Below are 20,802 nucleotides of genomic sequence, written 5' to 3'. Positions count from 1 at the left end.
GCTCGGAAGACGCATCAAGGGGGGCCAGTGTCACGTCCGTTGCGGTGGGCTGTCGTCGTCGGGGGCACGGCGATCGTGTTCCTGCTCAGCTTCAGGCTGGGCCAGGCGGACCCCTTCGGCTGGTTGCCGGACAAGGACTCCGACAAGGTGGCGGCGGCCGCGGGCTTCGCCGGGGCCATGGCGGCGGCCTTCGGGCTCGCCGGGGCCTGGTGGGCGAGCAGCGGGCCGGGCGCCGCCGGCGTCGGGCAGCGCGTCGTACGGCAGCGGGCCCGAGCCTCGGGGACCGGTCAGATCAGCCAGTCCGGCGGAGGCTCGGCGCCGGACCTCGTGGACCAGTGGGCACGGGCCGACGGGGACTCCCGGGTGCGGCAGACCACCGACCCGACCCCCGGCACGGGCACGGGTACCACGGCCACCACGCCCACCACCCCCACCCCCTAGTGGGCAACGAGCAGTGGGCCCGCGCCGACGGGAACGCGCGGATCACCCAGGTCGCCGGCGACCACATCACCTACGCGCCCGGCGCCGGCCCCGCGCCCCGGGCGCTGCTCGGCCTGCCCGACGCACCCCCGGCCCTGGTCGGGCGCGACGGCCCGGTCAAGGAACTGGTGGGCCTGCTCGCGGAGGGCGGCCCGCCGGTCGTCGTGGTGGCCGGGCTGGCCGGCGTCGGCAAGAGCGCGCTGGCGGTGTCGACGGCCCACCGGGCGGTGGAGCTGGGCTGGTTCGGCGACCGCGTGTTCTTCCTGTCGCTGCGCGGCTACGCCCCCGACGGCGGGGTGAGCGGGTCGCAGGCGGTCCAGGAGGTGCTGCGCCACCTGGGCGTCCGTGACACGGACCTGCCGGAGTCGCCGGAGGGCCGGCTGGCGCTGTACCGGGCGAAGCTGGCGGCCTTCGCCCAGGCCGGGCAGCGGGTGCTGATCGTGGCCGACGACGCGGGTGCGGTCGGGCAGGTGCGCGACCTCGTACCGGCCGCCGACACGCACCGGCTCCTGGTGACCTCGCGGCACCGGCTCGTGGCGCCCGGGTTCGCGGGGCGGGTGCTCCCGCTGGACGAGCTGGCGGAGGGGCCCGCGGCGGAACTCCTCGCCGACGCGGTGCTGCGTGCGTGGCCGGACGACCCGCGTCCCGTACGGGAGCCGGAGGCCCTGGCCGACATCGCGCGGCGGTGCGGACGGCTGCCGCTGGCCCTCGCGGTGGCGGGGGCGGTGCTGGCGGGCGATCCCGGCCTGTCAGCGGGGGAGCTGGCACAGCGGCTGGCCGAAGCCCGGAGCCGGCTGGAGGCGCTGACCTTCGACGAGGGCGGCGTACCGGTGGGGGTGCGGGCCGCGTTCGACCTCTCGTACGCGCGGCTGCCCGCCGACCAGGCGCGGGTCTTCCGGCTGCTGACGGTGAACCCCGGCCCGGACTGCCGCACCGAGTACGCCGGCCTGCTCACCGGCGAGGGCGAGGACGTACGGCCCAAGCTGGCCGCGCTCGTACGGGCCAGCCTGCTGACCGAGCAGCCGGTGGGCTCGGGGCGGTGGCGGATGCACGACCTGCTGCGGCTGTACGCGCTGGAGCGGGGCGAGGAGTGCGCGGAGGAGGACGGGCGGGAGGAGGTGACGGACACCTTCCTGGCGAGCCTGTGCTTCGACACCGAAGTGGCCCAGGCGGTCCTGGGCGTGAACGGTCCGGGCAGCAGCGGGCCGGGACTGCCGACGGTGGCGCAGGCGCTGGACTGGCTCGACACGGAGCGTCCGACGCTGGTGGCCGCGGTGGGCTTCGCCGCCGACAGCGGCCGGCTGGACACCGCCGTGACGCTGGCCGACCTCCTGGCGCCCTACCTCCAGCTCTACGGGCACGGGCAGGAACGCTTGTTGATGGCCCGCCAGGTGCTCGCCCACGTGCGCACGGCGGGTACGCCCGACGACACCGGCGTCGCGTTGTGCGACCTCGGCAGTGCGCTCGGCCAGGCGCTGCTCTGGCCGGAGGCCGTCGAGCGGCTGACGGAGGCACTCGCCCTGCTCCGGGAGACCTCCCACAGGGAGGGGGAGGGCAGGGCGCTGAACCTGCTGGGCATCGCGTACGCAGCGACGAACCGTTTCGAGGAGGCACGGGAAGCGCACCAAGGGGCGCTGGACATCTTCCGTGAGCTGGGGGTCGTGCACGCGCAGGGCGCTGCGTGGGTGGGGCTGGCCGACAACCTCCAGCAACTGGGGCGGACGGACGAGGCGATCGAGGCCCACCGGCAGGGTCTCCTCGTCATGCGGGTGCTGGGGGACAGGCATCGCGAGGCCAGCGCTTTGCGGGCTCTCGGCAGCGCGCTCTGGCAGGTGGGGGAGCGTGAGGAGTCCTTGGCGGTGCTGGAAGAGGCGCTCGCCATCCTGAGGGCGCTGGGCAACCGGACCCGGATGGGGTGGACGCTGAACGCGATCGCTTCCTCGCTGCTGTCCACGGGGTCGTCGCGCGAGGTGCGGCCCCGTCTGGAGGAGGCGCTGAGCCTCTTCAGGGCGGCCGGTGACCGGCACGGCGAAGGCACGGTGCTCGTCAACCTGGGCGTGCTGCACCAGCTGGAGGGGCACTGGACGCAGGCGCTGGAGGCGCACGAGCGGGCATGCGCGCTGTTGGACCCCGCAGGGGACCAGGCCGACCGGGCCGGTGCGGTACGGGCACTGGCGGGCACCCTGGCCGGCCTGGGGCGCTTCACGGAGGCGGAGGAGGCCTTCGAGCGGGCCGCGGCGGGCTTCGCCGCGGCCGGGGACGCGGAGCGGGAGGCCAAGTGCCGACGGGAGGCCGCGGACGCGCGTGAGGCGGCCCGGCGCCGCTGGTGGCACCGGTTCACGAGGTGAGGGGCGCACGGGGGAGGGTTCCCCGTGCGCCGGGTGACATCAGGTCAGCTCAGTCGACCTGGTCCGGGGCGGTTGCCGTGATCACCGAGAAGACGCCGCCCTGGGGGTCGGCGAGGACGGCCATCCGGCCCGCCGCCATGTCGAAGGCCGGGGCCTTGACGCTGCCTCCGGCCCGTACGGCGGCGGCCTGGATCTCGTCGACGTCGTCCACGTGGAAGTACGGCATCCAGTGCGGCGGCACCCCCGCCGGCAGCTTGGTCAGGTCCATCATCCCGCCGACGGCGCGGCCGTCGACCTGGAACTCGGTGTAGTCGCCGGCGTCCGGCATCGTGGACCGGGCCGTGGTGACGGGCAGCACGGAGGTGTAGAACGCGGCCGCGGCGGGGACGTCGGCGGTGTTCAGCTCGCTCCAGATGAGGGCGCCGTGCTCGTTGACGATGCCGGCGCCGTCGAAGGTGCCGGCCTGCCACAGGCCGACGGCGGCGCCGGTGGGGTCGGTGATCACGGCCATCCGGCCGAGGTCCATGACGTCCATCGCGCCCATCATCACCGAGCCGCCGGCGTCGGTGACCTGCTTGAGGGTGGAGTCGAGGGAGTCGGTGGCCAGGTACGTGGTCCACACGGTCGGCGGCATCGGGTCCGGGACGGTGCCGTCGGGGTTGCTCGCCTTCATGATGCCGGCGACCGGCTTGCCCTTGAGGGTGCAGACGGAGTAGCCGCCCTGTTCGGCCGGGCCGATCTCGCCCTGCCAGCCGAAGAGGCCGCCGTAGAAGTCGAGGGCGGCCTGCTGGTCGGGGACCATCAGGTCGATCCAGCAGGGGGTGCCGGGCTTGTAGGGGCCGTTCATGTCGGGCACGGAGGCCTCCGGTGGTCGGATGGGGGAAGGACGGGCCGTCCCCTACCCGTGGCGCACGGACACAATCGGGCCGTTCGGGTGACGCCTGCGGGGCGCGGCGCGCCGCCGTCCAGGGGAAGCGGTCGACAGGGCAGACGGTTCTCCGCGACCGAGTCACGCCGCGATCATGTCGCGGCAGCGCAAGGAGTGCCGCCTACTGCCAGAAGATCTCCTCCACCACGATCTGGGGCTCGGCCACCCGGGGTAGGAACGTGAACAGGATCCACCCCCGGTAGCCGTCGAAGTACGCGATGTGCGGGCCGCGGGGCACCGTGGATCGCGCGGGCTCCACATGGTCGCCACGGTACGGATTCCGGGCGGTCCGCAACTCGAAGAGGGCTTCCCAGAGCGCCTTGCGGGGCGCGTCGGCGAGGGCGAGCCGGTACTTCTCGGCGTCCTGCGTGCAGTCCACCGCCCACGGCGGCCCGGTGAACTCCTCGCTCACTCGCCGGGCTCCAGGCCGCGCAGCTCGTGGCGGATGCGCGAGGCCTCGTCGAGGAGTTTGCGGGCCGCTTCGGCGTCCGTGGCCTCGGCTGCCCGGGCTTCGAGGTCATTGACGCGGCGGTCGAGCTCCGGGTCGCGGGCGAGAGCGTACTCACCCCACCAGCGGGCCATGAACGCGGGAACGGGCCCGATGTCGTACGTGTCGGCGATCTGCTGTCGCCAGGCGGCGTCGAAGTCCGGTAGGAGGGCCGGGGTGCGGGCGGCTATGGCGGCGCGCAGGGCCTTCGGCGTGTACTCCGGCATCGGCGGCACTGATCCGCCGGGCGCAGGCGTCGCGGTCGTCATTTCCGGTTCCTCCTCGGATCGGACGCCCTCCACCCTAGCCGTCGGGCTCGGACCCGGCCCGGAAAATGCGGCGGCCCCGCCACCCGTGTGGGTGGCGGGGCCGCCGGGTGTCGGCTCAGGCGGTGGTGCGGCGGCGGCGGCCGGTGCCCGCGACCAGGGCGGCGCCCATGGCGAGGGCCACGCCCGCGCCGCCGAGGGCCCAGGTGGTCGCCGCGTCGGCGCCGGTGGCGGCGAGTTCGCCACCGGTGTGGCCGGTGGTGTCGTCGACGATCGGCTTGGAGCCGCCGTTCGGCTTCGGCTGGTTGCCGTTGTCACCGGTGGCCGGGTCGGCAGCGACGATCTTCGTCAGGCGGGACTTGGAGTGCGACTGCGCCCACGGCTTCGGGGTCTCCGGGCCGACCTGGGAGGAGCCCCAGGAGGAGATGCGGAGGTCGCCGAGCGGCGCGTCGGCCGTCAGGCGGAGGCGGACCTGGATGTCGAAGCTCTGGCCGGCCGCGACGGGGCCGCCCGCGAGGTCGACCCCGAGGAACACGCCCTCCTCCTCGGACCGGATCTCGGCCTCGTGCCAGCCGGCCTTGCCGTTCTTGTCCTTGCTCAGGACCTCGACCTTGACCTGGGAGCCCTTCATCGGGACCCAGTCCGGCCGGGCCAGGACCAGGCCGACGTTGAAGCCGTCCAGGGCCTTCTTGCCGGAGTTGTCGACGCGGACGGACAGGTTGGTCCAGTCGCCGCCGGCCTTGACGGTCTCCGGTACGCCGTTCACCGTCAGCGCGGGGCCTTCGACGAACGGGTCCTCTTCGCCGTCCTCGGCGCCTTCGATCTTGGCGTTGTACCAGCTGGCGGGGCCCCAGTTCCAGCCGTCGGCGCTGATGCTCACGGCGTCGGTGTACATCTCGAAGTTGACGCGCGGGGCGTCCGCGGTGAAGCGGATCCGCACGTCGAGGTCGTAGCTCGCGCCACGGTCGAGGGTGCCGACGGTGCCGATGAAGTAGCCGAGCATGCTGGAGTCGTCGCCGTCTTTGCCGAGCGCCGTGGCGGGCCACCAGTAGCTGCTGCCGTCCGTGCGGACGATGCGGGTCTCGATCTCGTAGTGGCCGGCCTTCAGCTTGCCGTCGGCCTTGCCGATCGAGAGGTGCGGCTGGAGCCCGTTGACCCAGTCGCCGCCCGAGTTGTCGACGGTGACCTTCAGCTGGGTCCAGTCGCCGCCCGGCTTGAAGCCGTTCTTCGGGAGGCCCGAGACGGTGACCTCGGGGCCCATCATGATGCCGTCGGCGTCGACCTTCTGCTGGTCCGCGGCCGGCTTGACGTCCTTCGCGGGCTGCTCGGCGGGCGCCGGGGCCGGGGTGGTCGGCGCGGGCGACTCGACGACGGGCGCCGGCTTGTCCGCGACGGGCTTGTCGGCGACGGGCTTGTCCGCGGCGGGCTTGTCGGCGCCCGGCTTGTCGGCGACGGGCGTGGTCGGCGCACCGGCGTCGGCGGTGGCGTCGTCCTTCGGCGCCACATCAGGAACGATCACGGCCGGCTGGTCGGCGGCCATGGCGGGCGCGGCGGTCAGGACGGTCGGTCCGGCCACGGCCACCGCGGCGACCGCGGCCATGCGCTTGATCTTCTTCATTTGTTTCCCCCCACACATAATTTTGAACGTGATCAGATTAGTGGGGTCGGCGTGAAAGTTGATGGCTTGAACATCACGAAACGCCAACGACCCCGGCAGCGGCTGCCGGGGTCGTTGACCTTTGGTGCGTTGTGTCCGGAGTCCGGACGTCAGAGCTTCTCGGGCGTCCGGATCCCGAGCAGGGCCATGCCCTTGGTGAGGGTGCGGGCCGTCAGGTCGCACAGGAACAGCCGGTTCTCCACCTGCTGCGGGGTGTCCGCCTTCAGGACCGGGCACTCCGAGTAGAAGGTCGTGTAGAACGACGCCAGCTGGTAGAGGTACGCCGCCAGCTTGTGCGGCGCGTGCTCCGACGACGCCTCGGCGATGAGCTCGCCGAACTGGTCCAGGTGCAGACCCAGGGCACGCTCGGCCGGGGCGAGGGCCAGCTCCGGGTGGGCAGCGGGCTTCGCCTCCCCCGACTTGCGCAGGATGGACTGGATACGGGCGTACGCGTACTGGAGGTACACGGACGTGTCACCGGTCAGCGACACCATCTGGTCGAGGTCGAACTTGTAGTCGCGCGCCGCCGAGGTGGAGAGGTCCGCGTACTTCACCGCGCCGATGCCGACCTGGACCGCCCGCTCGCCGATCTCGGCCTCGGACAGGTCCTGGGCCTTCTCCCGTACGACGGCCGCCGCGCGGTCGATGGCCTCGTCCAGGAGGTCCACCAGCCGGACCGTCTCGCCCTCACGGGTCTTGAACGGCTTGCCGTCCTTGCCGAGGACGGTGCCGAAGGCCAGCTGCACGGCCTTGACCTCGTCGTTCAGCCAGCCCGCGCGGCGGGCCGTCTCGAAGACCATCTTGAAGTGCAGGGACTGCCGCGCGTCGACCACGTAGATCAGCTCGGTCGCGCCCAGGTTGGCCACGCGGTCGCGGATCGCCGACAGGTCGGTCGCCGCGTAGCCGAAGCCGCCGTCCGACTTCTGCACGATCAGCGGGGTCGGGTTGCCGTCCGGGCCCTTGACGTCGTCGAAGAACACGCACAGCGCGCCGTTGGAGCGGACGGCGACGCCCGACTCCTCCAGCAGCTTGCAGGTCTCCACCAGCATGTCGTTGTAGCCGGACTCGCCGACCACGTCGGGGTCCTGGATGTCCATGTCCAGCTTGTTGAAGACGGAGTAGAAGTAGATCTTCGACTCGTCCACGAACCGCTGCCACAGGGCCAGGGTCTCCGGGTCGCCCGCCTGGAGGTCCACCACCCGCGCCCGGGCCCGCGTCTTGAACTCCTCGTCGGAGTCGAAGAGGCCGCGCGAGGCCTTGTACAGGCGGTTGAGGTTGGACATGGCCTCCTCGCCGGAGACCTCCTCCTCGGACTTGTGGTCCAGCTCGTGCGGGTGCTCCAGCAGGTACTGGATGAGCATGCCGAACTGGGTGCCCCAGTCGCCGATGTGGTGGCGACGGACCACCTTCTGGCCCGTGAACTCCAGGATCTCCACCATCGCCGCACCGATCACGGCCGACCGCAGGTGCCCGACGTGCATCTCCTTGGCGACGTTCGGCTGCGCGTAGTCGATCACCGTGGTGCCCGGGTTCTCCGCGAGCGGCACACCGAGACGGTCGTCGAGCGCACGCGCCGCCAGCGTCTCGATGATCGCCCTGTCGGTGATGGTGATGTTGAGGAAGCCCGGACCCGAGACCTCGATCTCCTGGATCAGGTCACCGGTCGCGATGCCCTCGACCACGGTCGTGGCCAGCTCGCGCGGGTTGGCCTTCGCCTTCTTCGCGAGCGCCAGGATGCCGTTGGCCTGGAAGTCGGCCCGGTCGCTTCGTCGCAGCAGCGGGTCCGCGCCACCGGCCTCCGGCAGCGCGGAGGCAAGGGCGTCGGCGACGCGCTGGTTGACGGACGAAGCGAGCGAAGGGACCGAGGCCATGAGCTGCCGTTCCTGTGAGGTTCTGTACGTGGGCGGTACTTGGGTCTTCCGACAAGTGCCGAGTATCCCACGCGGGCGCCATCCGTTTCGCGGGATATCACTGGGCGGAAGCAACCCCGGAGCGGCCTGTTCCGTCTGGGAGAATGGCTGAAGCCAGCATTCGAGATAGAAGGACGTGTCGTGGCTCAGAGCAGCACCGAGACCGACTGGGTCTCCCGTTTCGCGGACGAGGTCATCGCCGAGGCGGAGCGCCGAGCACCCGGCAAACCTGTCGTCGTCGCGTCCGGACTCTCCCCCTCCGGCCCCATCCACCTGGGCAACCTCCGCGAGGTCATGACCCCGCACCTGGTCGCGGACGAGATCCGCCGCCGGGGCATCGAGGTCCGTCACCTCATCTCCTGGGACGACTACGACCGGTACCGGAAGGTCCCGGCCGGCGTGCCCGGCATCGACGAGTCGTGGGCCCAGCACATCGGGCGCCCGCTGACCGCCGTGCCCGCCCCCGCCGGATCCGCGTACCCGAACTGGGCCGAGCACTTCAAGGCGGCCTTCGTCGAGGCGCTGGCCGAGATGGGCGTCGAGTACGACCCCATCAGCCAGACCGAGCAGTACACCACCGGCGTCTACCGCGAGCAGGTCCTGTTCGCGATGAAGCACCGCGGCGACATCGACGCCGTCCTCGACCAGTACCGCACCAAGCAGAAGCCGGGCGGCAAGAAGCCCCAGCAGAAGCAGGTCGACGAGGCCGAGCTGGAGGCCGCCGAGGGCTCCGGCGCCGCCGCCGAGGACGACGGCAGCACCGGCGAGGGCGGCTACTTCCCGTACAAGCCGTACTGCGGCGCATGCGGCAAGGACTTCACCAAGGTCACCTCGTACGACGACGAGACCACCGAGATGACCTACGTCTGCACCGAGGACGAGTTCACGGAGACGGTCAAGCTCAGCGAGTTCAACCGCGGCAAGCTCGTCTGGAAGGTCGACTGGCCCATGCGCTGGGCCTACGAGGGCGTCATCTTCGAGCCCTCCGGCGTCGACCACTCCTCGCCCGGCTCGTCCTTCCAGGTCGGCGGCCAGATCGTGCACATCTTCGGCGGCGAACAGCCGATCGGACCGATGTACGCCTTCGTCGGCATCAGCGGCATGGCCAAGATGTCCTCCAGCAAGGGCGGGGTCCCCACCCCGGCCGACGCGCTGAAGATCATGGAGCCGCAGCTGCTGCGCTGGCTGTACGCCCGCCGCCGCCCCAACCAGTCCTTCAAGATCGCCTTCGACCAGGAGATCCAGCGGCTCTACGACGAGTGGGACAAGCTGGAGTCCAAGGTCGCCGACGGTTCCGTCCTGCCCGCCGACGCCGCCGCGCACACCCGCGCCGTGCGCACCGCCGCCGCCGAGCTGCCGCGCACCCCGCGGCCGATGCCGTACCGGACGCTCGCGTCCGTCGTCGACATCACCGCCGGCCACGACGAGCAGACCCTGCGCATCCTGACCGACCTCGACCCCACGCAGCCGCTCACCTCCCTCGACGAGGTACGGCCGCGCCTGGACCGCGCCGAGAACTGGATCACCACCCAGGTCCCGGCCGACCAGCGCACCCTCGTACGCGAGGAGCCCGACACCGAGCTGCTGTCGTCCCTGGACGACGAGGGCCGCGAATCCCTGCGCCTGCTCCTGGAGGGCCTGGACTCGCACTGGTCCCTCGACGGGCTGACCACGCTCGTCTACGGCGTCCCGAAGGTCATGGCCGGCCTGGAGCCCGACGCCAAGCCGACGCCCGAGCTCAAGGTCGCGCAGCGGACCTTCTTCGCCCTGCTCTACCGGCTCCTCGTGACCCGGGAGACCGGGCCGCGACTGCCCACGCTGCTGCTGGCCGTGGGCGCGGACCGGGTGCGCAAGCTGCTCGCCGTCTGACAGCGCGCAAACCATGCGGAAGGGCCCGCACCCCTCGGGGTGCGGGCCCTTCCGCATGGTCGGACGTCGTACTCGGCCGCTCAGGCGATGTGCTCCGCCTCGCGGTCCTTGTTGTAGCGCTGCTTGAACGCCGGGATCATCCGGCGGAGCAGGGAACCGCTGCGCGGATGGGTCACGCCGTAGCCGTCCGAGAGGTGTATGTCGAGGGCCTCGACCGACGGCCAGTCCTGCTTCTCGTCGGCCAGCGCGCAGAACACCTTGTACGCGACCTCGGCGAACTCGGCCTCGTCGGGCGTCTGCGGGCCCTCTTCCGGGGCCTGCTGCGCCTGGGGGCTTTGGGCGAGGTCGTCCTGGCGGGGCGCCGGGATCGGGAGGTCCTGCTGCACCGGCTGCTGCTCCTCCGGGCCCATCGGAGGCAGGACCGGAGTCGGCTCCAGCCCCTCGACGTACTGCGGGTTGTACCCGCCCTCATAGGCCGCCTGCGGCGCCTTCGGCGCGGCGAACCACGCACTGTTGTGCGCCGCCGGCATGGCCGTCGGCTCCACCGCGAACGGCGGCGGGCCGTGCACCACCGGGGGCGGCCCCGGCACCGCGCCCTGCGCCTCGGCGGCCTGCCGGGCCTGCTCCGCCTGCTGCGCCTCCTGCGCCGACCCCGGCGCGGCCGCCGCGGCCACCAGCGCCGGAGCGCCGGCCCCCGCACCCTGCTGATCCAGCGGGGGCAGCACCGCCGGCTCGATGCCCGTCACCGCCAGCGCCTCCGGGGCCGTCTCCTTGAGCGGCACACCGATCCGGGCCAGCTTCAGCGGCATCAGCGCCTCCACCGGCGCCTTCCGCCGCCAGGAGCGCCCGTACCGCGCCTGCAGCCGGGCCTGGTAGATCAGCCGGTCCTGCTCCATGCCGACCGCCTGCTCGTACGAGCGCAGCTCCCACAGCTTCATCCGGCGCCACAGCTTGAAGGTGGGTATCGGCGACAGCAGCCACCGCGTGATGCGCACACCCTCCATGTGCCGGTCCGCGGTGATGTCCGCGATCCGGCCCACCGCGTGCCGGGCGGCCTCCACCGTCACCACGAACAGGATCGGGATCACGGCGTGCATGCCGACACCCAGCGGGTCGGGCCAGGAAGCCGCACCGTTGAAGGCGATGGTGGCGGCGGTCAGCAGCCAGGCCGTCTGACGCAGCAGCGGGAAGGGGATCCGCAGCCACGTCAGCAGCAGGTCGAGCGCCAGCAGCACACAGATGCCCGCGTCGATACCGATCGGGAACACCAGCGAGAAGCTGCCGAAGCCTTTCTGCTCGGCGAGGGCGCGCACTGCGGCGTACGAGCCCGCGAAGCCGATCCCCGCGATGACCACGGCTCCCGCGACCACGACGCCGATGAGTATCCGGTGCGTACGAGTCAGCTGCATCGCGGCCACCCGCGATCCCCTCCCCTTGTCGAGCACATACCGAGCGCTGAAGTGCTTACCGAGCCTTTACCGAGCTGCGGCAGGCACAGCGTACGGGTGACTCGATGTCAGCGCCCCAGGAGGCCCCGCCCAGGGGCCTCCGCCGGGGCTGCGGCGACTACCGGGACTACTGGGGCTGCGGCGACTGCGGCTGCTCCGACGGCGACTGCGGCTGCTCGGCCTGCTGCTTGTTCGCGGCGTCGACCGAGGCCACGGCCTCCTTGGCCGCCGCCACGGCGTCCTGGAGCAGCTTCGCCTGGTCCGGAGCGCCCGCACCCTCGTACGCCGCGCCGTTGTAGTCGAGCGTGACCACCACGTTCTGGTTGCGCGCCACGATCGTCGTGTTGAAGAAGTCGACGTCCTTCTTGACCGTGTAGACGACCGACGTGCCCTGCTCGCCGATCCCCTCCGTGGCCTCGGCCTTCAGGTTCTGCGCGCCCTCGGTCGCCTTCGCCTTCTCGACCTGCTTCTTGTACTCCTCCTCGGCGCGCTTGTTGGCGCTGCCGAGCGAGGTGTGCGAGTCGGCACGGAAGAAGGAGAGCGACAGCCAGCGGTACTGCGAGCCCTTCAGGCCGTCCGACTGCAGGCCGTTCCAGGCACAGCCGGCACGGCTGGTCAGGTCGTTCGACTTGGTCCCCGTACCGTTCTTGTCCTTCGCCTCCGGGACGACCGTGTCTATCGTCGCCGACCCGAGCGCCTTGCAGGGGTCCGGAAGCGTGGCGAACGCCGCCTTCTCCAGCGGGGCGGACGACTTCGCGTTGGGCTTGGCCGACGAGGAGGAACTGGACTTCTTGCCGTCGTTCGAGCCCGAGTCCTTGCCCGAGTCGGACGAGCAGCCGGCGACGGTGAGGATCACCGGGACGGCTGCGCAGGCGAGAACGCGGGTGAGGCGCGAGGCTGATCGGTGCATGGTTCCTTCAGTGCGTGTGAGGGTCTGCTTCGGACGCGGGACCCGGGCAACGGTAGCCCGATCGGGTACCCGCCTGCTGTGCGCGGCGTCACGCCCGGCGGCGGCCGGCGCCGCTCACTCGTTGAAACGCTCCGCCAAGGCCTGCGCCAACTGCCTTGCCCTGTCCTGGGTTTCGGCGCTCGGCGGCACCGTACCGGGCAGGGCCGGCTGCACGCTGTACTCGACCTTGACGATGACATTCGAGGTACGGAACACAATCCGCACGGTGCGCGCCTGCGCGGCCGTGGCCCCCGCCGGGCTCAGCTTGTCCTCGATGAAGGCGTCGGTGCCGAGGCCCTCCAGGACCCGGGAGCCGAGCTCGACCGGGGCGGACGGGCTCGCGGCGGGCGTCGGCGCGCCGGGCGGCGGCGTGGCGGAGGCGGAGGGAGCTGCGGGATCGGCGGCGGGGTTGGCCGCCGTCGCGGGAGCGCCGGGACCCGGGCTCGCGCTCGTGGCCGGCCCGGGGAACGGCAGGTGGGCGTCGGTCAGCAGGCGCACGTACACCTGCTTCGCCTTGTCGTCGTCGCTGGCGGTGGCCCGGTCGTACGAGACCACGCGCTCGAATCCGACCGACAGCAGCCGCGTCTCCTCCGGCGACTGCGCGGTCCAGCGGCAGCCGACGTGCCGGTCGCCGTCGTACGAGGCGTCCGAGACGCCCGCGTACATCTGGTCGCGCTGCTCGGGGGTCAGGCTGTCGCCGGCCGGCAGCATGGCCCTGAGCTTCTTGCTGTCGACACCGGCCTTGCAGGGCGCGGGCAGACTGCGGTACTTCCCCGGCTGGGCGGGCACGGCGGGGTTGCCGCCGGCCTTCGAGTCGCTGGTGCCGCCGCCGCTGCTCCCGCCGGTGCACCCGGTCAGACCGAGCGCGCCGGCCGCGAGCGCGGTGAGCACCGCGATGCCTGGCAGGATCCGCGACCCTCGCCGTACCGCCTTGCGCTGCACGTCCACTGGCTCCCTTCGACCGCCGGGCCCCCGGTGGTCAGGAAAATACGTTGCCGCTGGTTGGTCACGGCTGGACACAATGTCTATCGCACACGCTGGTGCTGGCGCCGGTCCCCTGTCGTATTTGGGATCAAGAGCGAGGCTTTTTGCGCATTCTGACTTTTCTGTGGTTTTCGGGGGATTGATTCCGTATGTCGTATGTAGAGGTACCCGGGGCGAACGTCCCGATCCGGATGTGGACCGACCCGGCGTCGGTCGAGGACGGCGCGATGCAGCAGCTGCGCAACGTCGCCACCCTCCCGTGGATCAAGGGCCTGGCCGTCATGCCGGACGTCCACTACGGCAAGGGCGCCACGGTCGGCTCGGTGATCGCCATGAAGGACGCGGTCTGCCCGGCGGCGGTGGGCGTGGACATCGGCTGCGGCATGTCGGCCGTGAAGACGTCCCTGACGGCGAACGACCTCCCGGGGGACCTGTCCAAGCTCCGCTCGAAGATCGAGCAGGCGATCCCGGTGGGCACGGGCCTCCACAAGGAGGCGGTGGACCCGTCGCGGCTGTACGGCTTCTCGGAGGCGGGGTACGAGGACCTGTGGGCGCGCTTCGACTACCTCACCGACGCGGTCAAGTTCCGTCAGGAACGTGCCACGAAGCAGATCGGAACGCTCGGAAGCGGGAATCACTTCATCGAGTTCTGTCTGGATGAGGCAGGTTCGGTCTGGCTGATGCTGCACTCCGGGTCCCGGAACATCGGCAACGAGCTCGCCGCGTACCACATCGGCGTGGCCCGCAGCCTGGACCACAACCAGAACCTGGTCGACCGGGACCTGGCGGTGTTCCTGTCCGCGACTCCGGAGATGGAGGCGTACCGCAACGACCTCTTCTGGGCGCAGGAGTACGCCAAGTACAACCGTGCGGCGATGATGAGCCTCTTCAAGGAGGTCGTGCGCAGAGAGTTCCGGAAGGCGAAGGTGTCCTTCGACCGCGAGATCAGCTGCCACCACAACTACGTGGCGGAGGAGCGGTACGACGGCATGGACCTGCTGGTCACGCGCAAGGGCGCGATCCGCGCCGGCAGCGGCGACTACGGGATCATCCCGGGCTCCATGGGCACGGGCTCGTACATCGTGAAGGGCCTCGGCAACGAGAAGTCGTTCAACTCCGCCTCGCACGGCGCGGGCCGGAAGATGAGCCGGACGGCGGCCAAGAAGAAGTTCTCGGCGCGCGACCTGGTGGAGCAGACCAAGGGCGTGGAGTGCCGCAAGGACTCGGGCGTCGTGGACGAGATCCCGGGCGCGTACAAGTCGATCGAGCAGGTCATCGACCAGCAGACCGACCTCGTCCAGGTCGTGGCCAAGCTCAAGCAGGTCATCTGCGTGAAGGGCTGAGGCCCGGGCGGGGCTGTCGGGGGAGTGGAGGGGCCCGGACCGATCACGATCGGTCCGGGCCCCTCCGCGTGAGGTCAGTCCTCGTCACCGTCGAGGAGGAGATGCACGGGGAGATCGAGGGACACCCCGACGTACTCGGGGACCGTGATGGACTCGCCCCGCTTGTGGGACGTGCGGAGCCGGTAGGTGCCGCCCCGCGGGTCGCGGCAGACCACGACCTCGTCGTGGCGGCGGTCGGCGATGACGTAGAAGGGGATGTCGGCCTTGGCGTAGGCGTCGACCTTCGACCCGAGGTCATCCGACCAGTTCGAGGAGGTCACCTCGACGATGAGGCGGAAGACCTCGGGCGGGTAGCAGTTGTTGCGTCCCTTGGAGGCGAGGAAGTCCTTGTCGACGAGTGCGAAGTCCGGGACGGCGTAGTCGTCCGGGCCGGTGGGCAGCCAGATGCCGACACCCTGGACGTAGCGCAGGCCGGCCTTCTTGGCCCCGGCCTCGTAGAACTTCTCGATCAGCCAGCTCAGAGCGAGCGCGTGCGCCCCGTCGGCGGGTGGTGTCACGGTGAGCCTCCCGTGGAGAATCTCCACTCGGTGCCTGGGAAGCTCCTTGGAGAGTCGATCGGCGGCCTCCGCGATCGTGGTCTCGTGCTGTATCACGGCCATAGCTTCCTCCTTTTCGCGGCTCACGTTTTCGGAGGGTAGCCGCGCACGCTGACATTTCGCGTGGATTCACCCATACGGACCCCGGGGTGTGTGAGGCGTCAACTTCCGCTTGGTGCAGGAGGGTTGACGGTGCGAGTTGGTCTAGACCAGGGTGTGCGGCATGGGGAGAACGCGTGGGGTTCTGGCCGCTCTCGCGGCGTCGGCGCTTGCTTTGGGGGCCGCTGGGTCCGCGCAGGCCGGGGTGGGGTTGCCGGCTGTCGTGGCGCAGGTGCCGACGTCCGAGAAGGTCGTGTTCCTCACGATCGACGACGGGTGGAACCACTATCCCGAGGCGGCCCGGATCCTGCTGGAGAAGCGGGTGCCGGTGACGTTGTTCCTGCTGCCCGGGGCGACCTCGTACGACACCGGGTACTTCACCCGGCTCACGGAGGAGGGGCGGGCGAGCGTGGAGAACCACACCGTCAGCCACCCGGACCTCACCACGCTCGACGCGGTCGGCAAGGACGCCGAGATGTGCGGGGCGGGGGAGCGGATCGAGGAGGTGTTCGGGCGGGCGCCGAAGCTGCTGCGACCGCCGTACGGGGCCGTGAACGACGAGGTGCGGCTCGCGGCGAAGGCGTGCGGGGTGAAGGCGCTCGTGACGTGGACGCACGACTTCACCACCTGGGGCGAGACCCCGCCCACGCCGCGGCTGAAGGCCGGGGACATCGTGCTGCTGCACTTCACGCCGACGCTGGCGGCGGATCTGGAGCGGGCGCTGGGCGCGGCGCGGGCCGCGGGCCTGAAGCCCGCGGCCCTCCTGCCGCACCTCAGGGCGGCCGGGCTGGCCTAGAGCTCGCGGTGGACCTTCGTGTTCGAGGCCTGGGCGCGGGGGCGGACCACGAGGAGGTCGATGTTGACGTGGCTGGGGCGGGTCACGGCCCAGGTGACGGTGTCGGCGACGTCGTCGGCGGACAGGGGTTCCGCGACGCCCGCGTAGACCTTTTCCGCCTTCTCGGCGTCGCCGCGGAAGCGGGTCTTCGCGAACTCCTCCGTCTTGACCATGCCGGGGGCGATCTCGATGACGCGTACGGGCTGGCCGACGATCTCCAGGCGGAGGGTCTCGGCGAGGACGCGGGCGCCGTTCTTGGCGGCGACGTAGCCGGCGCCGCCCTCGTACGTGGAGTGGCCGGCGGTGGAGGAGAGGACCACGACCGTGCCGTCGCCGGAGGCGGTGAGGGCGGGGAGCAGGGCCTGGGTGACGTTGAGGGTGCCGATGACGTTGACCTCGTACATCGTGCGCCAGTCGGCGGGGTCGCCGGTGGCGACGGGCTCGGCTCCGATGGCGCCGCCCGCGTTGTTGACGAGTACGTCGACGGAGGGGTAGCGGTCGAGGGAGGCTGCGAAAGCGTCGACGGCGGCGCGGTCGGTGACGTCGAGGGCGTGGGCGGCCGCGGAGTGGCCGGCGTCGGTGAGCTCGGCGGCGAGGGCCTCGATGCGGTCCTTGCGGCGGGCGGTGAGGACGACGTGGTAGCCGGCTGCGGCGAGCTGCCGGGCGGTGGCCGCGCCGATGCCACTGCTCGCGCCGGTGACGACGGCGGTTCGGGTGGCCGGTGCGGTGCTCATCTGCGGGCTCCTCGGTCGTGCGTAGGTCGTTCGTACGGGCGATTACCCGCCAGCATAGGCGGGGCCCGGCGGCCTGCTGCCGATACTGATCAGCGTCCGCGCGGGGCGTACATGATCACGGCCATGCCGCCGAGGCAGACGAGGGCTCCGATGACGTCCCAGCGGTCGGGGCGGTAGCCGTCGGCGAGGACGCCCCAGAGAAGGGATCCGGCGACGAAGACCCCGCCGTAGGCGGCGAGGACGCGGGCGAAGTCGCCCTGGGGCTGGAGGGTGGCGACGAAGCCGTAGAGGCCGAGGGCGATCACTCCGGCGCCGATCCAGGCCCAGCCCCTGTGTTCGCGGACGCCCTGCCAGACGAGCCAGGCGCCGCCGATCTCCAGCAGGGCGGCGAGGGCGAACAGGGCGGCGGAGCGTGCGATCAGCATGGCCGGAAGCGTACGAGGGTGCGCGGGGCAGATGGGGGTACGGCCCGCCCTCATTCGTGTGATGGTCCGATCGGCCGTGGTCGCCGGTGGCTAGCCTCCGCGCGAGGAGGTGGTGGCGGTGCGCCGTGGTGCCGTACGGAGTGTGGTGGTGGCGGGGTTGCTGGCGCTGGGTGCGGGTGCGGGTGCGCCGCCCGGGTGGGCCTCGGCGCAGCCCGGCCCCGGGCCCGAGGCCGAGGCGGAGGCCGACGTGGCGTACCACGGCCGGGTGCACCTGTCGGGGGCGCGGCTGCGGATCTGGCTGGTCCCGGAGAACGACGGGCCGGCGGCGCTGGCGAACGCGACGTTGCGGGTGCGGCTGTCGTCGGAGCTCGCGGACCGGCAGCAGCTGGCGGAGGGCTGTGCGCGGGCGGGGGTGCGCGAGGTGGTGTGCGAGACGGGCCCGCTGCCGCTGCACGGGCGCGGCCGGCACATCGGGCTGGCGCTGGCGCTGCGGGAGCGGGTGCCGGAGGTGGTGGTGCGGGTCGACACGTGGTGGAACGGCGGTGCGACGGACCGGAACCACGTGAACAACGACCACGTGGTGCTGGCGCTGGACACGGGCGACGCCTACGCCTTCTGAACCCTGATGACGTCCGCCCGGGTCAGGCGGTGCCGAATTCGACGAGGGCGTCCTCGACGATCCGTTCCAGGCGGGCGTGGTGGGCGCCGCGCCAGTAGACGCGCTCGCATGCGGAGCACTGCGCGAACACGTCGTAGGAGCGGTGCGTGCCGTGTTCGAGGCGGTCGCCGACGCTCTCCTTGTCGGCCTCGTGGAGCGGGCCGTTGCAGGCGGTGCAGCGGGTCCACGGGGCGAGGGCGGGCGCGAACCGGCTGAGCACGTCGCGCAGTTGCTCGTCGGGGTTGTCGCTGTAGACGTACGCGCCGGCGAACAGCTCGCGGCGGCGCAGCAGTCCGCGGTCGCGGGAGAGCAGGACGCGCTGCTCGGCGGCTGAGCGGGTGGCGAGGGCGGGGTCGCCGATGTCCTCGTTCTCGTAGGCGGCGTCGACGCCGAGCAGGCGCAGGCGGCGGGCGAGGGTGCCGAGGTGGACGTCGAGGAGGAAGCGGAGCGGGGCGCCGGGGATCCGCTGCGGGCGTTCGACCCCGAACACCTCGACGTCCTGGCCGTCTTGGGGGACGTAGGAGACGGGCACCTCGTGGCCGTCGACGAGGAGGCGGCCGACTTCGGTGAGCGGGACGCCGGCCGATTCGACGACGTGGCCGAGGCTGGAGGCGCCGTCGGTCGTGGTCGGTACGCGGTCGGCGCGCCGGCTGGGCGGGGCGAAGAGGCGCAGTTCGGGGGCGAGGGTGAGCTGAATGCCGGGTCCGTTCACCCTGCCAGCATGCCACTGCCGGGGCGCCGGCCGCGGCTGAATTTACGAGGTCCCGGTGGCCTGGTCGTACGTGTCGCGGTGGGCGCTGACCTCGTCGAAGTGGTTCTCGGCCCAGAGCTTCACGGAGGAGAGGAGGCAGCTGAGGCTGCCGCCGAGGTCGGTGAGCCGGTAGTCGACGCGGACCGGGACGGTGGGGGTGACGGTGCGGTCGACGAGGCCGTCGCGTTCGAGGGAGCGCAGGGTCTGGGTGAGCATCTTCTGGCTGACGCCGGGGATCTTGCGGCCGAGGTCGCTGTAGCGCAGGGACCGGTTTTCGGCCTCGGCGAGGGCGCTGACGATGAGACCGACCCACTTGTCGCTGATGCGGGCGAGGAGCTGGCCGGTGGGGCACTCCTTGAGGAAGGCGTCGTAGCCGGCGCGGGCTTGCGAGCGTCGGGCTGCGGCGGTGCTGGTGGCCACGGGTCCCCCACTTCCGGGTCGGGTACGCACTTTGGAGTGCGTACTTACGGAAAGAGAGTACCTCTCCTTAGGTTAGTGCTCAACGAACTGGCCGATACCCAAGGGGAGATGGCGACATGAGTGACGAGCGGACGATGCTGGCGGTCGTGGTGAACGAGTTCGGTGGGCCGGAGCGGGTCGAGCTGGCCGAGGTCCCGGTGCCGCGGCCGGCGGCGGGCCAGGTCCGGATCCGGGTCCGGGCCGCCGGGGTCAACCCGGTGGACGGAGCGGTCCGCGCCGGTGTCTTCGGCGGCGCCGGGCAGCGGATCGGGCTCGGCTGGGAGGTGGCCGGGGAGATCGACGAGGTGGGCGCGGACGTGACCGGCCACCGCCGCGGCGACCGGGTGGTGGGGCTGCACTACGGGGCGGTGAAGCCGCTCGGCGCGCACGCGGAGTACGCGGTGCTCGACGCCTCCGCCGTGGTGGCCGCGCCGACGACCGTGGACGCCGTGGCGGCGGCGGGGCTGCCGCTGGCCGGGCTCACCGCGGCCCGCGCGGTGGACCTGCTGGGCCTCGCCCCCGGCGCCTCGGTGCTCGTCACCGGCGCGGCGGGCGTGGTCGGCGGGCTCGCGGTGCAGCTCGCGGCGCGGGCCGGACTGGTGGTGACGGCCCTGGCGGCCGAGGGGGACGAGGCGTTCGTACGGTCCCTGGGCGCGGCCGGCTTCGTCCCGCGCGGCGCGGCTCCGGCCGGGCCGGTGGACGGGGTCCTGGACACGGCCGTACTGGGGGAGCCCGCGCTGGGCTTCGTCCGTGACGGCGGGGTCTACGTCGGCGTGATCCCCGGCGCGGCCCCGGCCGCGGAGCGGGGGATCCGGGTCGAGGAGCAGGAGGTCGCGGCGGACGGGGAGCACCTGGCCCGTCTGGTGGCCCTGGTGGACGCGGGTGAGCTCACGCTCCGGGTCGCGGACACCTTCCCGCTGGCCGACGCGTCGAAGGCGCACGACCGCCTCGCCACCGCGGGCGTCCGCGGCCGCATCATCCTGACGGCGTGATCCCGGCCTGCGGCGTGGTTGCGGGGCGTCGCCCCACCCGGTAGCGCCAGTCGATGCTCGGGTGGGGCACGCCGGGCGGGTACTCGAAGTCGACCTCTCCCAGGTTCTCGAACCCCGCCCGCCGGCAGACCGCGTTCGACGCCGGGTGGTCCGTCCCCGGGAAGGCGTGGACGCTGTCGCGGGTGCCGTGGACGCGGACGTACGCCAGCAGTTCCGTGAGGGCCGCCACCGCCAGCCCCCGGCCCTGGAACTCGGGCAGCACGCCCCAGCCGGCCTCGTAGACCGGCTCGCCGCGCCACTCACGCTCCCAGAAACCGACGGAGCCGACGCTCTCGCCGGACGGTTCCCGTACGACCCGGAACATCCGCCCGGCGGACGGCTCCCGCGCGCTCAGGGCCTCGTACCGCCGCTGCCGCTCGACGAGCTTCTCCGGGGTCTCCGGGCCGCCGAGATGCCCGGTCATCGCGGGTTCGTTCGTGCGCTCCAGCAGCCGGAAGTCCCCGTCACCCCACGGCTCCAGCCGCACCCGTGTCTCCATGGGGACCCACGGTATGCGGCGGCCGGGCCGGGCGGGCCCACCCGGC

Annotated in this window: 21 protein-coding genes; 7 read left to right on the top strand and 14 right to left on the bottom strand. The window is 72.0% G+C overall.

Annotated elements, in window-relative coordinates; translation table 11 throughout:
- The first annotated feature begins 27 nt into the window (after positions 1-27).
- Both ACZ6JT_RS13695 and ACZ6JT_RS13690 read left to right on the top strand, forming a co-directional pair.
- A complete protein-coding gene (locus tag ACZ6JT_RS13695; protein ID WP_469209518.1) occupies positions 28-441 on the top strand; it encodes a hypothetical protein in 414 nt (137 codons plus the stop codon).
- Positions 441-2,828, top strand: a complete 2,388-nt coding sequence (locus tag ACZ6JT_RS13690; protein WP_469209517.1) for a tetratricopeptide repeat protein — start codon at positions 441-443, stop codon at positions 2,826-2,828. The genes ACZ6JT_RS13695 and ACZ6JT_RS13690 overlap by 1 nt, the downstream gene beginning before the upstream one ends.
- A gap of 49 nt (positions 2,829-2,877) precedes the next feature.
- Here the strand turns inward: ACZ6JT_RS13690 and ACZ6JT_RS13685 are convergent, their stop codons facing one another.
- The 5 genes from ACZ6JT_RS13685 to argS all read right to left on the bottom strand — a co-directional run bounded on the left by ACZ6JT_RS13685 (position 2,878) and on the right by argS (position 8,037).
- Positions 2,878-3,675 carry a VOC family protein gene (locus tag ACZ6JT_RS13685; RefSeq protein ID WP_469209673.1) on the bottom strand — a complete coding sequence of 266 codons (798 nt, stop codon included), beginning with the start codon at positions 3,673-3,675 and terminating at the stop codon, positions 2,878-2,880.
- Between the two features lie 202 nt (positions 3,676-3,877).
- The gene (locus tag ACZ6JT_RS13680) at positions 3,878-4,168 is read right to left on the bottom strand and encodes a hypothetical protein (RefSeq protein WP_469209516.1); all 291 of its coding nucleotides are present in this window, start codon (positions 4,166-4,168) and stop codon (positions 3,878-3,880) included.
- Positions 4,165-4,512 carry a DUF6247 family protein gene (locus ACZ6JT_RS13675; protein ID WP_388475414.1) on the bottom strand — a complete coding sequence of 116 codons (348 nt, stop codon included), beginning with the start codon at positions 4,510-4,512 and terminating at the stop codon, positions 4,165-4,167. The genes ACZ6JT_RS13680 and ACZ6JT_RS13675 overlap by 4 nt, the downstream gene beginning before the upstream one ends.
- A 115-nt stretch (positions 4,513-4,627) precedes the next feature.
- A complete protein-coding gene (locus ACZ6JT_RS13670) occupies positions 4,628-6,127 on the bottom strand; it encodes a hypothetical protein (RefSeq protein WP_469209515.1) in 1,500 nt (499 codons plus the stop codon).
- A gap of 149 nt (positions 6,128-6,276) precedes the next feature.
- Positions 6,277-8,037 (bottom strand): arginine--tRNA ligase, encoded by a 1,761-nt coding sequence (argS, locus tag ACZ6JT_RS13665; RefSeq protein WP_469209514.1) that lies wholly within the window; start codon positions 8,035-8,037, stop codon positions 6,277-6,279.
- A gap of 180 nt (positions 8,038-8,217) precedes the next feature.
- Between argS and lysS the strand changes: the two genes are divergently transcribed.
- Positions 8,218-9,945 (top strand): lysine--tRNA ligase, encoded by a 1,728-nt coding sequence (lysS, locus tag ACZ6JT_RS13660; RefSeq protein ID WP_469209513.1) that lies wholly within the window; start codon positions 8,218-8,220, stop codon positions 9,943-9,945.
- An 80-nt stretch (positions 9,946-10,025) separates the two neighbouring features.
- Here lysS and ACZ6JT_RS13655 read toward each other — a convergent pair whose 3' ends face one another.
- The 3 genes from ACZ6JT_RS13655 to ACZ6JT_RS13645 all read right to left on the bottom strand — a co-directional run bounded on the left by ACZ6JT_RS13655 (position 10,026) and on the right by ACZ6JT_RS13645 (position 13,284).
- Positions 10,026-11,363, bottom strand: a complete 1,338-nt coding sequence (locus tag ACZ6JT_RS13655; protein ID WP_469209512.1) for a DUF2637 domain-containing protein — start codon at positions 11,361-11,363, stop codon at positions 10,026-10,028.
- 157 nt (positions 11,364-11,520) lie between these two features.
- Positions 11,521-12,303 carry a DUF3558 domain-containing protein gene (locus tag ACZ6JT_RS13650; RefSeq protein ID WP_469209511.1) on the bottom strand — a complete coding sequence of 261 codons (783 nt, stop codon included), beginning with the start codon at positions 12,301-12,303 and terminating at the stop codon, positions 11,521-11,523.
- A 114-nt stretch (positions 12,304-12,417) separates the two neighbouring features.
- The gene (locus ACZ6JT_RS13645) at positions 12,418-13,284 is read right to left on the bottom strand and encodes a DUF3558 domain-containing protein (RefSeq protein ID WP_469209510.1); all 867 of its coding nucleotides are present in this window, start codon (positions 13,282-13,284) and stop codon (positions 12,418-12,420) included.
- A gap of 191 nt (positions 13,285-13,475) precedes the next feature.
- On the opposite strand from ACZ6JT_RS13645, the gene ACZ6JT_RS13640 reads away from it, so the two are divergent.
- Positions 13,476-14,669, top strand: coding sequence for an RtcB family protein (locus ACZ6JT_RS13640; RefSeq protein WP_469209509.1), 1,194 nt, complete (start codon positions 13,476-13,478; stop codon positions 14,667-14,669).
- A 74-nt stretch (positions 14,670-14,743) separates the two neighbouring features.
- On the opposite strand, the gene ACZ6JT_RS13635 is transcribed toward ACZ6JT_RS13640, so the two are convergent.
- On the bottom strand, positions 14,744-15,328 hold the full coding sequence (locus ACZ6JT_RS13635; protein ID WP_469209508.1) for a Uma2 family endonuclease: 585 nt from the start codon (positions 15,326-15,328) through the stop codon (positions 14,744-14,746).
- Positions 15,329-15,596: 268 nt separating this feature from the next.
- Between ACZ6JT_RS13635 and ACZ6JT_RS13630 the strand changes: the two genes are divergently transcribed.
- A complete protein-coding gene (locus ACZ6JT_RS13630) occupies positions 15,597-16,160 on the top strand; it encodes a polysaccharide deacetylase family protein (protein ID WP_469209507.1) in 564 nt (187 codons plus the stop codon).
- Here the strand turns inward: ACZ6JT_RS13630 and ACZ6JT_RS13625 are convergent.
- Both ACZ6JT_RS13625 and ACZ6JT_RS13620 read right to left on the bottom strand, forming a co-directional pair.
- Positions 16,157-16,933 (bottom strand): SDR family NAD(P)-dependent oxidoreductase, encoded by a 777-nt coding sequence (locus ACZ6JT_RS13625; RefSeq protein WP_469209506.1) that lies wholly within the window; start codon positions 16,931-16,933, stop codon positions 16,157-16,159. The genes ACZ6JT_RS13630 and ACZ6JT_RS13625 overlap by 4 nt on opposite strands.
- 89 nt (positions 16,934-17,022) lie before the next feature.
- Positions 17,023-17,358 carry a YnfA family protein gene (locus tag ACZ6JT_RS13620; protein ID WP_469209505.1) on the bottom strand — a complete coding sequence of 112 codons (336 nt, stop codon included), beginning with the start codon at positions 17,356-17,358 and terminating at the stop codon, positions 17,023-17,025.
- A gap of 118 nt (positions 17,359-17,476) precedes the next feature.
- Here ACZ6JT_RS13620 and ACZ6JT_RS13615 point away from each other — a divergent pair, with 118 nt between their 5' ends.
- Positions 17,477-17,977, top strand: coding sequence for a hypothetical protein (locus ACZ6JT_RS13615; protein WP_469209504.1), 501 nt, complete (start codon positions 17,477-17,479; stop codon positions 17,975-17,977).
- Between the two features lie 22 nt (positions 17,978-17,999).
- On the opposite strand, the gene ACZ6JT_RS13610 is transcribed toward ACZ6JT_RS13615, so the two are convergent.
- Complete coding sequence (locus ACZ6JT_RS13610) at positions 18,000-18,728, bottom strand: Mut7-C RNAse domain-containing protein (RefSeq protein WP_469209503.1); 729 nt, start codon at positions 18,726-18,728, stop codon at positions 18,000-18,002.
- 42 nt (positions 18,729-18,770) lie between these two features.
- Positions 18,771-19,187: a winged helix-turn-helix transcriptional regulator gene (locus ACZ6JT_RS13605; RefSeq protein WP_469209502.1), complete on the bottom strand. Its 417-nt coding sequence runs from the start codon at positions 19,185-19,187 to the stop codon at positions 18,771-18,773.
- A 134-nt stretch (positions 19,188-19,321) separates the two neighbouring features.
- Between ACZ6JT_RS13605 and ACZ6JT_RS13600 the strand changes: the two genes are divergently transcribed.
- Positions 19,322-20,218 carry an NADP-dependent oxidoreductase gene (locus tag ACZ6JT_RS13600; protein WP_469209671.1) on the top strand — a complete coding sequence of 299 codons (897 nt, stop codon included), beginning with the start codon at positions 19,322-19,324 and terminating at the stop codon, positions 20,216-20,218.
- Here the strand turns inward: ACZ6JT_RS13600 and ACZ6JT_RS13595 are convergent.
- Positions 20,202-20,756 carry a GNAT family N-acetyltransferase gene (locus tag ACZ6JT_RS13595; protein ID WP_469209501.1) on the bottom strand — a complete coding sequence of 185 codons (555 nt, stop codon included), beginning with the start codon at positions 20,754-20,756 and terminating at the stop codon, positions 20,202-20,204. The genes ACZ6JT_RS13600 and ACZ6JT_RS13595 overlap by 17 nt on opposite strands.
- Positions 20,757-20,802: the final 46 nt, after the last annotated feature.

Source organism: Streptomyces sp. NPDC046308, from assembly GCF_055588065.1.
The sequence above is the reverse complement of the archived record's forward strand: the minus strand, read 5'-3'. Positions and strand labels throughout refer to the sequence as shown.

Coding starts and splice junctions, on each gene's coding strand:
- ACZ6JT_RS13685 (WP_469209673.1), bottom strand. CDS start 3,675: ATGAACGGCCCCTACAAGCCCGGCACCCCCTGCTGGATCGACCTGATG.
- ACZ6JT_RS13675 (WP_388475414.1), bottom strand. CDS start 4,512: ATGACGACCGCGACGCCTGCGCCCGGCGGATCAGTGCCGCCGATGCCG.
- ACZ6JT_RS13670 (WP_469209515.1), bottom strand. CDS start 6,127: ATGAAGAAGATCAAGCGCATGGCCGCGGTCGCCGCGGTGGCCGTGGCC.
- argS (WP_469209514.1), bottom strand. CDS start 8,037: ATGGCCTCGGTCCCTTCGCTCGCTTCGTCCGTCAACCAGCGCGTCGCC.
- ACZ6JT_RS13650 (WP_469209511.1), bottom strand. CDS start 12,303: ATGCACCGATCAGCCTCGCGCCTCACCCGCGTTCTCGCCTGCGCAGCC.
- ACZ6JT_RS13640 (WP_469209509.1), top strand. CDS start 13,476: ATGTCGTATGTAGAGGTACCCGGGGCGAACGTCCCGATCCGGATGTGG.
- ACZ6JT_RS13635 (WP_469209508.1), bottom strand. CDS start 15,328: ATGGCCGTGATACAGCACGAGACCACGATCGCGGAGGCCGCCGATCGA.
- ACZ6JT_RS13625 (WP_469209506.1), bottom strand. CDS start 16,933: ATGAGCACCGCACCGGCCACCCGAACCGCCGTCGTCACCGGCGCGAGC.
- ACZ6JT_RS13620 (WP_469209505.1), bottom strand. CDS start 17,358: ATGCTGATCGCACGCTCCGCCGCCCTGTTCGCCCTCGCCGCCCTGCTG.
- ACZ6JT_RS13600 (WP_469209671.1), top strand. CDS start 19,322: ATGCTGGCGGTCGTGGTGAACGAGTTCGGTGGGCCGGAGCGGGTCGAG.
- ACZ6JT_RS13595 (WP_469209501.1), bottom strand. CDS start 20,756: ATGGAGACACGGGTGCGGCTGGAGCCGTGGGGTGACGGGGACTTCCGG.